The sequence below is a fragment of the Vibrio sp. HI00D65 genome (assembly GCF_001635455.1).
Classification (GTDB): Bacteria; Pseudomonadota; Gammaproteobacteria; order Enterobacterales; family Vibrionaceae; genus Vibrio.
Window position 1 is genome coordinate 120,357 of the sequence record NZ_LWEH01000140.1, and the last position, 12,879, is coordinate 133,235.

At 47.0% G+C, this 12,879-nt stretch carries 13 protein-coding genes; all 13 read right to left on the minus strand.

All coding sequences use genetic code 11. From position 1 onward, the window contains the following. Positions 1-21: 21 nt before the first annotated feature. Positions 22-2,121, minus strand: a complete 2,100-nt coding sequence (gene flhA / locus A3712_RS11990; protein WP_063523614.1) for a flagellar biosynthesis protein FlhA — start codon at positions 2,119-2,121, stop codon at positions 22-24. A 253-nt stretch (positions 2,122-2,374) separates the two neighbouring features. Beyond that, positions 2,375-3,505, minus strand: a complete 1,131-nt coding sequence (gene flhB / locus A3712_RS11995; protein ID WP_063523615.1) for a flagellar biosynthesis protein FlhB — start codon at positions 3,503-3,505, stop codon at positions 2,375-2,377. A gap of 9 nt (positions 3,506-3,514) precedes the next feature. Continuing rightward, the gene (gene fliR / locus A3712_RS12000) at positions 3,515-4,297 is read right to left on the minus strand and encodes a flagellar biosynthetic protein FliR (protein ID WP_063523616.1); all 783 of its coding nucleotides are present in this window, start codon (positions 4,295-4,297) and stop codon (positions 3,515-3,517) included. 6 nt (positions 4,298-4,303) lie between these two features. Then, positions 4,304-4,573 (minus strand): flagellar biosynthesis protein FliQ, encoded by a 270-nt coding sequence (gene fliQ / locus A3712_RS12005; RefSeq protein ID WP_004739854.1) that lies wholly within the window; start codon positions 4,571-4,573, stop codon positions 4,304-4,306. Between the two features lie 12 nt (positions 4,574-4,585). Beyond that, entirely contained in the window at positions 4,586-5,515 is a 930-nt protein-coding gene (fliP, locus tag A3712_RS12010; protein WP_197465817.1) for a flagellar type III secretion system pore protein FliP, read from the minus strand. Continuing rightward, the gene (gene fliO, locus A3712_RS12015) at positions 5,502-5,921 is read right to left on the minus strand and encodes a flagellar biosynthetic protein FliO (protein ID WP_063523617.1); all 420 of its coding nucleotides are present in this window, start codon (positions 5,919-5,921) and stop codon (positions 5,502-5,504) included. Before fliO ends, fliP begins: the two co-directional genes overlap by 14 nt. Continuing rightward, a complete protein-coding gene (fliN, locus tag A3712_RS12020) occupies positions 5,921-6,331 on the minus strand; it encodes a flagellar motor switch protein FliN (protein ID WP_063523618.1) in 411 nt (136 codons plus the stop codon). The genes fliO and fliN overlap by 1 nt, the downstream gene beginning before the upstream one ends. A gap of 29 nt (positions 6,332-6,360) precedes the next feature. Further along, positions 6,361-7,404: a flagellar motor switch protein FliM gene (fliM, locus tag A3712_RS12025; protein ID WP_063523619.1), complete on the minus strand. Its 1,044-nt coding sequence runs from the start codon at positions 7,402-7,404 to the stop codon at positions 6,361-6,363. A 7-nt stretch (positions 7,405-7,411) separates the two neighbouring features. After that, positions 7,412-7,900 (minus strand): flagellar basal body-associated protein FliL, encoded by a 489-nt coding sequence (fliL, locus tag A3712_RS12030; RefSeq protein ID WP_004739848.1) that lies wholly within the window; start codon positions 7,898-7,900, stop codon positions 7,412-7,414. Positions 7,901-7,990: 90 nt separating this feature from the next. After that, entirely contained in the window at positions 7,991-10,027 is a 2,037-nt protein-coding gene (locus A3712_RS12035) for a flagellar hook-length control protein FliK (RefSeq protein WP_063523620.1), read from the minus strand. A gap of 179 nt (positions 10,028-10,206) precedes the next feature. After that, positions 10,207-10,644, minus strand: a complete 438-nt coding sequence (gene fliJ, locus A3712_RS12040; RefSeq protein WP_063523621.1) for a flagellar export protein FliJ — start codon at positions 10,642-10,644, stop codon at positions 10,207-10,209. Between the two features lie 19 nt (positions 10,645-10,663). Then, positions 10,664-11,983 carry a flagellar protein export ATPase FliI gene (gene fliI / locus A3712_RS12045; protein ID WP_063523622.1) on the minus strand — a complete coding sequence of 440 codons (1,320 nt, stop codon included), beginning with the start codon at positions 11,981-11,983 and terminating at the stop codon, positions 10,664-10,666. Further along, entirely contained in the window at positions 11,983-12,783 is an 801-nt protein-coding gene (fliH, locus tag A3712_RS12050) for a flagellar assembly protein FliH (protein ID WP_063523623.1), read from the minus strand. Before fliH ends, fliI begins: the two co-directional genes overlap by 1 nt. Between the last annotated feature and the right edge of the window lie 96 nt (positions 12,784-12,879).

Genomic DNA, 12,879 nt, shown 5'->3' on the forward strand with positions numbered 1-12,879 from the left:
CGTCCGTTCTAATTAGGCGGCTTAATTACCAACAGCTTGTACTATACGTATCTGCTTTTCATCCGGTATTTCTTGGTAAGACAGCACTCTTAAGCTTGGGATCGTGTTCTTCACGAATTTAGCTAGAGTCGAACGCAACACGCCTGAAGTCAGTAGCACTGCAGGCTCTCCTTTCAGCTCTTGCTCTTGAGTCGCTTGGCTAAGAGAGGTCTGTAAACGTTCCGCTAAACCAGGTTCAATACCAGCAGATTCTCCGCCGGATGCCTGCATGGTTTGATGCAAGATTTGTTCCAGCTCAGGGATTAAGGTTATTACAGGTAACTCTGGCTCTATCCCATTGATTTCCTGAACAATTAGTCGTTTCAATGAGATGCGAACTGCCGCAGTTAATATGTCAGGTTCTTGACTCTTGCTCGAGTACTCCGACAAAGTTTGGACTATGGTTCGGATATCACGGATTGGGATGGCTTCGTTGAGCAGATTTTGTAGCACTTTCACTACCACACCAAGCTGCAGTTGATCCGGTACAAAGCCTTCAACCAACTTAGGTGTTGAGCGACTGAGCATCTCAAGTAGGTTCTGAACCTCTTCATGACCAATAAGCTGCGACGCATTATTAGTAAGCAGCTGGCTAAGGTGGGTTGCTAACACGGTCGACGAATCAACCACTGTATAGCCGAGAGCCTGAGCGTGTTCACGTTGTTCCTCACGAATCCATACCGCTTCTAGACCAAATGCTGGATCGATAGTCGGCTCACCGTCGATCATCCCGTACACTTGACCTGGGTTAATCGCGAGCTCCATATCCGGCTTTATCTCAGCCTCACCCACTGCGACACCCATCAAGGTGATTCGGTAGCTGTTTGGTGTCAGTTCTAAGTTGTCACGGATGTGTACTGCTGGGATCAAGAAGCCGAAATCTTGAGACAACTTCTTACGCACACCTTTAACGCGTTCTAGTAGTTCTCCGCCTTGGTCTCTGTCTACCAGAGGAATCAAGCGATAGCCTACCTCAAGGCCAATAATATCAACAGGTTGTACGTCATCCCAAGAGAGCTCTTTTTGCGAACCTGTCTCTCCACTAGCCTCAACAGCCACAGGGAGATCCGGCTCCAATGCCTTCTTCTTCTGTTTCTTATCGATGTAATAAGCCGCACCACCAGCAACCGCAGCTAAGCTCAAAAACGCGAAGTGTGGCATGCCAGGGACAATACCCATCACGCCGAGAATCGCCGCAGTGATCATCAAGGCTTTTGGATTGTCGAACATCTGGAAGATGAGCTGTTGGCCCATGTCTTCATCGGTATTTTGACGCGTTACCATCATAGCAGCAGCGATCGACAGTAATAGAGATGGAATTTGTGCAACCAGACCATCACCGATGGTCAGTAGAGTATAGATTTCGATAGCTTCACCGAAACCTAAATCAAATTGAGCCATGCCGATGCTCAAGCCACCAATGATGTTGATGAACAGGATCAAAATGCCCGCTATCGCATCACCTTTAACGAACTTCGAAGCACCATCCATCGAGCCATAGAAGTCGGCCTCTTTGGTAACTTCAAAACGTCGCAAACGCGCCTGATCTTGATCGATCAAACCCGCATTCAAATCGGCATCAATTGCCATTTGTTTACCCGGTAACGCATCCAAGGTAAAACGCGCACTTACTTCCGAGATACGGCCAGCACCTTTGGTAACAACCATGAAGTTGATGATCATTAAGATCAAGAACACCACTAAACCAACCGCGTAGTTACCACCGATAACTACGTTACCGAAGGCTTCAATCACGTTACCCGCAGCATCGCCACCTTCGTGACCGTGCAGCAGAACCACACGAGTAGATGCTACGTTCAAAGCCAATCGAAGCAGAGTCGCAATTAGGAGGACGGTCGGGAAAGCGGCGAAATCTAGAGGTCTTCGGGTATAAACCGACACCAGCAACACAACCATAGCGAGTGCGATATTGAAGGTGAAGAACATATCCAGCAAAAACGCAGGAATTGGCAACACCACCATCGCCAGCGTGGCAAGTACCATAACAGGCGCACCAATAGCAGGCATGGCACGGTTAGGGATTTTTGGTAGCTTGTCCGCAAAAGGCAGGGAAAATTTCATAAATCTAGATAGTTTCGCTAAGTTGTCGCCATTCGCCAACAAGTCGGGCTTAGGGCTAAGCTATGTTGCCAACGTAACAGCAACAAGGTTTATTATTGATCAAGTTTATCATGACCGGCTTATAATGTTCGGGATTGATACAGCAAACACTGTACCAATATCGAACGTCAATATATCAGCGCTTAGTTGTCAAATAGAAGCTAATTAGTTCCTCTATTATTAAGCTTCATAAGGCTGAGCTCAAGTAATTGATCTAATGACGTAAATCAGGTGGGATCGGCATATTAGAATCTTGCAGTTTTGGCCTCTCACCGCCGCGTTTTCGATATTGTTTTAGCTGGAACACATATGCAAGCACTTGGGCTACAGCGGTAAACAGACCGTCAGGAATTTGTTGTTCGAGCTCTGTAGTGTGATAAAGCGCCCTTGCCAACGGTGGTGCAGGAACAATATAGATATCATGTTCTCGAGCGATTTCACGGATCTTCATCGCCATGTGATCAACACCTTTCGCAACCACAATTGGCGCTTTATCTTGATTCTGCTTGTAGCGTAACGCCACTGAGAAGTGCTCCGGGTTTGTGACAATCACGTCCGCTTGAGGTACATCAGCCATCATACGACGCTGAGCGGCTTCCCTTTGCAACATACGAATTCGACCTTTCACTTCCGGCTTACCTTCAGTGTCTTTGAATTCGTCTTTCACTTCTTGCTTGGTCATCTTCAATTGATCGGCGTGTTGCCAAATCTGGAATGGGATATCGATAGCCACCACAATCAGCAGAGAACAACTTATCAAGAGAATGAAGTTAAGCAAAATATCCAAGGCGTGAAAGATATTCTGCGGATAAACATCCATGCTCAGCTGCATTAAGTCATGTTGAGAGGCCTGAATCAGATAAACAGCCATTCCCGATACTAGCGCCACTTTCAAAATCGATTTAATCAGTTCAACCCAGCTTTGCAGGCCAAACATACGCTTGATACCACTGAGTGGATTGAGCTTAGACGCCTTTGGCATCGCAGCTTGCATCGAGAAGTTAATCCCGCCAACACCTGCTGCGCCAATAACAGCCGCAATAAACAAGGTGATCAGAATTAAGAACAGCGGAAACAGCAAGTTCACCAATGAACCACCAGCAATTTCCAGTAGTTTGTTGGTATCAAAGATTTCATCGCGGCTTAAAGAAAACAGGCGTTGCATAACCTCGAACAGCGCCTTCGCCATCGATTCACCAAACCACATTAGTGCAACGGCACCGACAATTAATACCGATGCTGACGCCAGCTCTTTTGACCTTGCAACCTGCCCTTTCTCTTTGGCCTGTTGCAAGCGTCTAGGCGTGGCGTCTTCTGTGCGTTCTTGAACGTCAGACTCTGCCATTTCAGTCTCCTAGCAATCTAACCGGATTAGACGACATATCTGTTGCTCACCTTGCATCCAAAATAGCTCATAGTGACTATATAAGCCGCCAAGGATGTACCAACAAAGCAACAGACCCACGAGTAGCGCAAATGCAAAACCCAAAGAAAAGATGTTTAGCTGAGGCGCGGCACGTGTCATTACACCGAATGACAGGTTTATCGTCAGCAACGCGATTATTCCCGACAGCGACATCGCCAATGCCGCTTTGAACATGATGCCGAGCCATAATGCCAGCTCTCGAAAATCGACCGAGGTCAGAGAGCCACTACCAATCGGCAGAGTTTTAAAACTGAATACCACCAGCTGCAACATCTTCAAGTGACCGTCGGTTGCCAAGAAGAACATAGTGGCAAGTAGCATGAAGAGCTGACCCAATACTGGCGTGTTCTGGCCGTTTGCTGGGTCGACCATAGAGGCGAAACCTAAGCTCGATTGCATACCAAGGATTTGACCGAGCATAACAAAGGTTTGAATCATAAACTGAGTGACAAAACCCATCGCCACACCAATCACAATTTGTTCGAAGACGGTTAGGAAGCCTTGGAAAGAGAGCAGTTCAATCTCTCTGGGAACCGCGGGAATCGCAGGCATGACTGCGAAGGTAATCGCCAAACCTAAGTACAGACGAATACGCGGCGACACAAAACGTGCACCGGTGACCGTCATCACCATCAGCATGGCTGAGATGCGAGTGTAAGGCCAAAAATAATTGGCTAACCACTCTAGTACAAGGCTCGTTGGGTATTCCATATCGGTTTAATACAGAACTTGAGGTAAACGTTCGATGAGTTCAAAAAAGAACTCCATCATCATCTGAGTCATCCAGTGCGCAAACAGCATCAAGGCTAATAAAGTCACGATCAAACGCGGCAGGAAACTCAATGTTTGTTCGTTGATAGAGGTCGCTGCTTGGAAAATAGCGACGACTAAACCAATAAGCAGGCTGGGAATAATGATGGCGCAAACCATGATTAACACCATCCAAAGTGCGTCTCGGAACAACTCTACGAATATTTCAGGATTCATGATGTCCCCCAGCTACAAGGCAAAACTGCCGGCGAGTGTGGAGAGTATCAGGTTCCAACCATCAACAAGAACGAACAGCATCAACTTAAACGGTAGCGATACGATCATGGGTGACAACATCATCATACCCATCGCCATCAATACCGACGCCACCACTAAGTCGATGATCAAAAACGGCAAGAACAGCATAAAGCCAATCTGGAAAGCCGTTTTGAGTTCAGAGGTGATAAATGCAGGAATCAGCACCGCCATTGAAACGTCTTCAGGGTTGGTCACTTCCGAACCGGAGATCTCAACAAAAGTCTCTAAGTCTTTGATTCGGGTCTGCTTGAGCATGAATGATTTGATCGGCCCTTGGGCGACATCAAATGCTTGTCGTGCGGTGATCTGCTCATTCAAATAAGGTTGAACCGCCTGTTCATTCACCTGATTGATCACCGGTGACATGATGAAGAAGGTCAAGAATATCGCGATACCGATGATAACTTGGTTCGATGGTGTTTGTTGCAAACCCATTGCCTGACGCAGAATAGACATCACAACAACAATACGGGTGAACGAAGTCATTAAAATAACCATTGCCGGCAAGAAGCCAAGCATGGTCATCAACGCAAGAATTTGCAGGTTGATCGAGTAGTCTTCACCACCGTTAGCATTGGTCGTCATGGTGAAGGCTGGAATGCCGCCCCCGCTACCCGTCAAGCTACCCGTGGTCATAGTGGTCGATTTGGCTTGGTCTTGTTCCATCGTGCTGATGGTGACCGACTCTGAACCAGCTGTGTTGGCAGGAATAACAGTGCCGTCTTCAGCCTGTGCAAATACCGATACACTAAACAAAAGGGTACAGAGAAGAGTAAGCTGAACCAGCAACACTTTCGCCACTCGGAAAGCTCCGGCTTGGCAAAAGTAAGATGAGTTCAAAAGTCCGTTATTTGTTTGCATCTTTTTTCATGAGCTGGGAAAGCTGACTTGAGAATGTACTTTTTTCCAGCATCTCCTGTGTAAGAGGTTTATCAAGCTTAGAGATCAGCTGAATAGATTGGGTAGTAATGCCCACCAAGAACTGCTCATCACCCGCTTGTACAATAGCGATACGCTCTTTGGTACCCACAGGGATTTGCCTAACAATCACCAAACCTTGTTGATTAGACATCGTTGGCACTTGCATGCGCTTAAGCAACCAAGCAATAAATAAAATGAAGGCTATAACGAAAATTAGCGACCCAAAAGTAGTCGCTAAATCAAGAGAAGGCGGCGTCGCTGCAAAGGCAACAGAAGGAATTGAGAGTAGCCCCATTCCGACTATTGCTCGAGATAAGCTCTTCAACCTTAGAGAAGATAAGCTCATTAACGTAGCTTCTTAATACGTTCTGTTTGGCTAATTACATCGGTCAAGCGAATACCAAATTTGTCGTTCACCACAACCACCTCACCGTGAGCGATCAGGGTACCATTGACCATCACATCCAGTGATTCACCAGCAATGCGGTCTAGCTCAACAACCGAACCTTGGTTCAATTGCAGAAGGTTACGGATACTGATCTGAGACCGGCCAACTTCCATAGAAATGGTGACTGGGATATCCATAATGGTATCCAGTTTACGACGCTCGTCTTCAGAAATCGGAGACGATGAATCAGTTAGCTCATCAAGTGGTGCCGCAAGCACGTCATCAATATCAATTGACGGCGCAGAAGGATCCTCACCAAGTGCTGCAGCCCATTCGTCCGCTAACTTTTGATCTTCACTAGGTTCCATTACCAATTCCTATACTTTTATCTATTTTGCTATTCGTTATCATCGCTATTTTCTAGTTCAGACATTAAGTCTTTGCCTAGGAAAGCGAGATCAGTTTTTACCACATGAGGTCTTTGAATTTTTTCAGAAATCTGTACCGCGAGTTTTTCACCCGAGCGCCCCATCTTTACACGGTAGGTCGGCAGCTCCTCTACGAACATAGTCGCGTGCTCAGGCATGTTCATTGGAATGACATCACCAGGGCGCAGCTCCATTAAGTCACGTAGTGAGATATCTTGCTCTAGAAGGTTGACGCGGAAGTTAACAGGCACGTCCATGATTTCATCACGCAGTGCTGTGCTCCAACGAACATCGGTTTCCATTTTGTCTGATTGAACACCCGCATCAAGCAGTTCACGGATCGGCTCAACCATGGAGTAAGGCATGACTACGTGGAAGTCGCCACCGCCGCCATCCACTTCGATATGGAATGAGCTAACTACGATCACTTCGGTTGGGCTCACAATGTTCGCCATACTCGGGTTCACTTCAGAATCCAAATATTCAAACTCAACCCCCATTACTGGTGACCAAGCTTCTTTGTAATCTTCAAATACAATCTTCAGCAGCAGCTGGATAATACGCCTTTCCGTTGGCGTAAATTCACGGCCTTCAATCTTGGCGTGGAATCGTCCATCGCCACCAAAGAAGTTTTCTACAAGAATGAAAACAAGCCGCGCTTCCATGGTGATCAACGCCGTACCTTTAAGCGGACGGAAACGCACCATGTTTAAACTGGTTGGTACGTACAGGGTGTTTTGGTATTCACCAAATTTCATCATCTGTACACCGTTGATCGACACTTCAGCCGTTTTACGCAACAAATTAAATAAGCTAATTCGCATATGACGTGCGAAACGCTCGTTAATAAGTTCAAGGGTCGGCATTCGACCACGGACGATTCGATCTTGAGAGGAGAAGTCAAAATTAACCGCACTATCATTGTCGGTCTCTAAGACATCTTCAACTTCTTCAACATCATCAACGCCGTGTAACAGCGCATCAATTTCGTCTTGGCTTAATAAATCGGTCACAAATTACCTATTGAATTACGAAGTCAGTGAATAACACTTTTTCAATCACAGGCTGGCCAACAGCTTGAGCCAGACTTGCTTTAATATCTTCTGTCGCTTTGTCACGCAGTTCTACTCGCCCTGTTGGTGAGCGAAGTTGATCAACCGTTGCCGAAGCGAACGTTGCGAGCAATGTGCTTTCTACAAGTGGAGAGTGGTAACGCGCCAGGTCTTCATTCTTGCTACCACGCACCATCAGCTGTGCTTTTATCTGAACTAGGCGATCTTTTTTATCACCTGTCACATTGAACAAGAAGGGCTGAGGGATGTTCACATACATAACAGGCTCTGCTGCAACCACAGCAGTGGCTGGCTGGGACTGAGATTCTGAGGCACTATCATCGGAGCCTAAGAAAAAGAACAGCGCACCACCAATACCAAGCAGTAAAACAACGACCGCTATAATGATAATAAGGAGCTTACTCTTCCCTTTAGGTGCATCTTGTACTTCTGCCATACTTTACTCTAACTTCCTGTTCTTTCGATTAACTGACGGTTCTGTCTATTAGCTGGTTCTGTCTGTTAACTCAGTGTGCTCAGCCTGGTATTAGGCATAATAACTAATTCCATCACGCTTTGATGCGACATTCAATTCAAGATTGCTGCCACTATCAAGGTTTTCATCACCTTGCGTATCATTTGTGCGGTTAGAGCCTGATTGTTGCTCACCACTGTTGTATCTGTCTTGCCCTTGACCTGAACTTTGCTGTTGAACTGATGAATCGGCAAGCTGCATACCCTGTTGAGCAAGCATCTCTCTCAATCGAGGTAAGGTTTGTTCAATCACATCCCTCGCCTGTTGGCTGTTCACTGTAAAGTGCACGTTAGCCACGTCATTATTCATGGTCATGCGGATCTTCATATGTCCCAGCTCTGGTGGGTCGAGTCGAATGTCTAAGTTCTTAAGGTTTTTAGACATCATCATTTGTACTTTTTCAGCGACCTGTTCGTTTGCTAGCTCTTTAGTCAGCTGCAACGGTGCCTGTTGAGCGGCTTGAATCTCGGCTCGTGTTGGTGGTGAACTTGCGTTCGCTGCACCTTGTACACCAGACGCAGAAGCTATCTGCTGAGCAAATGTGGAGTCTTTCGAATCTTCCTTAGCACCGGCTTTGCCTAGGCCAAAAAGAGCAGCCGCACCTGCACCGGCCTTAAGCAACATATCTGTTGAACCCGCTTTAGTCGCGGCTGGTGCTGCATTCAGCGCCACACCTTGCGCGGTTAACGCCGGATCCAACGCAGCTTGTGGCTGTTGTGCTGCTACATTAGCTTGTTGAGCAGCTGCCTGTTGGGCTACATGCGTATTATTAGCGTGCAACATTGCTGCTTTATCCGTCGCTGCATGAGTGGTAGCCGCATTACTTGCAGCTTGTGCCGCAGTTCGCTGCGCTGCTGTTGAAGCTGCCGCTGCTAAGGCTTTGGCTTCATTTGAATCTGTATTATCCCAATCAATCGCAACAGGCTCAGCAGAGGCATTGTTTGCACCCGGAGCTTGGCTCAATAAAGCCGTTGCTTGTTGCTGAACGTTTACGAGTTGTTTATTCAAAACATTTAACTCAGCGGTCGTTTTAGCCAGCATCGCTTGTTCATCTGTTGTCAAACTTGCGCCACTTTGCTGCTTCTGCAGTAAACCATCAATAACAGACTGTTTTGACTCAATCTGAGCGTTAAGTTGATTGAGCGCTTTGGTGTGAGCATCTACCTGTTTTGCTAACTCAATATCCGCTGAAGACAGTGCTTGGCTTTGCCCAGCAACTGCTGCTTGTGCTGCATTTTTCTGGCTGAGCTCTCGGCTCATGCTTGCTTCAATCTGCTCTGGAGTAACGCCTTTATCCATCAACTGACGAATTTCATCATCTGTTAATTGGGAAACGCCTTTCCCGCCAGTAAGCACAGCAATTTCAGAGTCCACTTCTAGCGCGCTACCTTGATTCGCTGCGTTAGTTTGCTGTAGTTGCTTACCCACGTCACCTTCAACAGAAGCTCCTGGAATATTACCTTGAGCTTGATCCAACTGAGCCAGTTCTAACTGAGACTGCTGTGGCAAGGCTTTGCCGTTTGGCGTCTGATTCAGCGTGTTATTTGCCTCATCCAACTGGCCTAATAACTTGTTTCCTTCATTCATCACAGCCGCCGCTTGCGATGCTTGGGTCGATTCGTTTACCGCTGATGAAGCCTGACCTTGGGGTGGAGCTGTCTGCTCCTTAGAGCCGTTGTTGTTAGGCAACTCATCTTTCTCACCCGCCTTGTTAGCGGTAGCTGTATCATCGGCTGAATTCGCTTTAAGTTGAGACTCTGAGCTAGAGACTGCCTCTACAGGAGTTTTGTCTGTGGCTTGCTCACCCTCAACTTCTGAAGCCACTTGCTTACTTTGTGCTTGGCTTGACTCATCCGTAGTCTCAGCTGTTGAGTTCGTTTTCCTTGCTTCATCTGAAGCTTCACTTTCTTCAAAGCCGAGCGCTTCTTTAAAAGATTCAAAGAAACCTTTTGAGTCACCGCTTTCCTCCACCTTTGAAGCGGCAGAACCAGTATCCAACAACGAAGACGTTGTATTGGTCGCTGAATTTGAAGAAGGACTAACGTTCATATATACAAGCTCTATCTACTAGCTTTGCCACCATAAACAGGTAACAAAAAGAAAGTCGGATGCTTTCATACCTTTAGCAGGCACAATGCGCAATTTTATATAAAACAGAGCAAGAAACATGCCTAGAAACCTCAGCTAATCACCATCTGAATAGCGCCAGTAGGATTCGTGGCTCAGGATCACATCTTCTTTCGGCTATAGAGCAAAGTTGAAAACTCATCCATCTGCTTTTGCTCTCTTTGATCCTGCAGTTTGGCTCTCTCTTTCTGCTTCTTCTCCATCAACCACTCGTAGGATTTGCGCTTCTTACGCAATTCCATCCAGTAGTTCTGGCAGTTATCGACCTGATTTTTAAAGTGATGCTCCGCTTCTCGCTGTTTAGAAAGCGTTTCATCCAATTGAGTTAAAAAGCGATTCAAATGCCCATATTGGCTGGCTGTTAGTCCAGCCTTGCCTCTATCAACAAGTTGCTGGCAATAATCCAGTCGATACTTTTCAATCTGCGCGACCTGTTCGTAGTAACCTTGCAACTCAGCATTCGCTTTGTTAAGCGCTAGGACTGCTTGGTTTTCTTGGTCTTTTGCTTGGTCGAGAAGAAACTCTAATGCGTTATCCATGACTAACCTTAATGACCTGCTAGCCACCTAGTACGTGCTTCAACATGTTGACGCACATATCGTAAGGAACTGTTTCTTTCATCTTCTGCTGCAAGTACTCATCTAACTTCGGCTTCAAGGTGAAGGCGCTATCAATCGCCGTATCGGTACCCGGCTTGTAAGCACCAATCGACACCAAGTCTTGGTTCTTGCGACAGATAGAAAGCACTTGTCTTACGGCTTTCGACATCAACACATGTTCTTCGGTGGTGATTTGAGGCATCACACGGCTGACAGATTTCTCAACGTCAATCGCAGGATAATGGCCCGCATCTGCCATTTCACGTGACAACACAACGTGGCCATCAAGAATCGCTCGTGAAGCATCGGCGATTGGATCTTGTAGATCATCGCCTTCGGTTAGTACGGTAAAGAAAGCGGTGATTGAACCTTGCTTATCATTGCCGTTACCCGCACGCTCAACCAGCGCTGGCAACTTAGCAAATACCGATGGCGGATAACCTTTAGTTGCTGGCGGCTCGCCAACAGATAGTGCGATTTCACGCTGAGCCTGTGCAAAACGGGTCAGTGAGTCCATCAGGAGCAAAACATCTAAACCTTGGTCGCGGAAATATTCCGCCACCGTTAGCGCCGTTTGACAGCCTTTCAATCGCATCAATGGTGATGAATCGGCAGGCGCAGCAACCACAACCGATCGCTTACGGCCGTCTTCACCAAGAATCTCTTCGATAAACTCTTTTACTTCACGTCCACGCTCACCGATTAAGCCCACCACAACCACTTGCGCTGTGGTACCTCGAGTCATCATACCTAGTGTTACGGATTTACCGACACCAGAACCGGCGAACAGACCGATACGTTGCCCTTTACCTACCGTCAGCAGGCCGTTAATCGCTTTCAAGCCAACATCAAGTGGTTCAGAAATTGGCTTACGTGCCAGAGGGTTAATCGGTTCGGCACTGAATGATGCGCGTTGCTCAGTGTAGATAGGACCAAGCCCATCCAGTGGGTTACCCACACCGTCGATAACACGGCCGAGCAATTCCATACCCACCGGGATACTACTTTCAGAAGTCATAGGAGTGACGCGAGCACCGGGTAAAATCCCTGTGATTTGTTCACTCGGCATCAGAAACAGGTTATCACCGGAGAAGCCAACGACCTCAGCTTCCATCTGGCCAGACATGGTTTCAACTAAACACAGACTGCCGATCGGGGCTTTACAGCCAGTTGCTTCAAGGGTTAGTCCGACTACCCGCAACAATTTACCAGAGGCAACGGGACGTGATTTTAGCCCTTCGACTTTGTATTGGCTGAGACGATTCGCTAACTCAAGCATTACGCATGACCTTGATGGCGATTAGCACCACAGAAGCTCTGGATAACGTTCTTCACACGCTCTTCCATTCGATAGTTCACACTCGACTCACCCGCTTCAATTTGTACATCGCCACGGTTGAGCGCAGGCTCTGAAACTAATGTCCAATTGCGGCAGTCCAGTTCAGTATCCCCATGTGCAGAGCGAATGATCGTGACGTCTTCTGGATTAAGCTTCAACGTAATAGCGTGACCAGAGATCGGCAGCGACTCTACTGACTCTTTCACGGTATCTAGGATGATTTGTGGATTGGTCTGAACTTCAACGTGCACCACCTCTTTAACCATGGACAGCACCATGTCCACCAGCTGCTTTTCAACCTGAGCGTTCATCAGCTCTAAAGGTTGAGCAAATTGATTCGCGAGCCCCATAAAAATAGCAACTTGTTGTTGAATATACTCTTGACCAGCGGTGACACCTTCGAGCTTTCCGACTTCATTACCTTCGGCATGGCCTGCGGCGAAGCCTTCTTCTTTACCCTTTTCATAACCTTGCTTGAAGCCAGCTTCCTGACCTTGATGCAGACCTTCTTGGTAAGCGCCTTGCTTGATCAGTTCGATTTGTTCTTCGGTCAGAATTAGCTCTTCTTCTTCGATCGCTTCTTCAACCGTTGGCATCCAACCTGGGTCGTAGTTAAACGCCGTTTCTTTGGCTTGTATACTCACATCAGAGGTGTAATCAGGTAGCCCCCATTTCTGAGGTTGGGCAACCGTATTATCTTCTTCAGGGCGAAGGAAGCCGCGTTTTCTATCACCTGACATATCAGTACCTATTTCTGAGTGAGTCCAACTGCTCTTAAATTCAGGCAGTTAAACTATAATTAATCTGTGGTTCGAGGTTGGATAAAGAAAAGCCCC

Coding starts and splice junctions, on each gene's coding strand:
- fliR (WP_063523616.1), bottom strand. CDS start 4,297: ATGGAATACCCAACGAGCCTTGTACTAGAGTGGTTAGCCAATTATTTT.
- fliP (WP_197465817.1), bottom strand. CDS start 5,515: ATGCAAACAAATAACGGACTTTTGAACTCATCTTACTTTTGCCAAGCC.
- fliQ (WP_004739854.1), bottom strand. CDS start 4,573: ATGAATCCTGAAATATTCGTAGAGTTGTTCCGAGACGCACTTTGGATG.
- fliJ (WP_063523621.1), bottom strand. CDS start 10,644: ATGGATAACGCATTAGAGTTTCTTCTCGACCAAGCAAAAGACCAAGAA.
- fliN (WP_063523618.1), bottom strand. CDS start 6,331: ATGGAACCTAGTGAAGATCAAAAGTTAGCGGACGAATGGGCTGCAGCA.
- fliL (WP_004739848.1), bottom strand. CDS start 7,900: ATGGCAGAAGTACAAGATGCACCTAAAGGGAAGAGTAAGCTCCTTATT.
- flhB (WP_063523615.1), bottom strand. CDS start 3,505: ATGGCAGAGTCTGACGTTCAAGAACGCACAGAAGACGCCACGCCTAGA.
- fliH (WP_063523623.1), bottom strand. CDS start 12,783: ATGTCAGGTGATAGAAAACGCGGCTTCCTTCGCCCTGAAGAAGATAAT.
- fliO (WP_063523617.1), bottom strand. CDS start 5,921: ATGAGCTTATCTTCTCTAAGGTTGAAGAGCTTATCTCGAGCAATAGTC.
- fliI (WP_063523622.1), bottom strand. CDS start 11,983: ATGCTTGAGTTAGCGAATCGTCTCAGCCAATACAAAGTCGAAGGGCTA.
- A3712_RS12035 (WP_063523620.1), bottom strand. CDS start 10,027: ATGAACGTTAGTCCTTCTTCAAATTCAGCGACCAATACAACGTCTTCG.
- flhA (WP_063523614.1), bottom strand. CDS start 2,121: ATGAAATTTTCCCTGCCTTTTGCGGACAAGCTACCAAAAATCCCTAAC.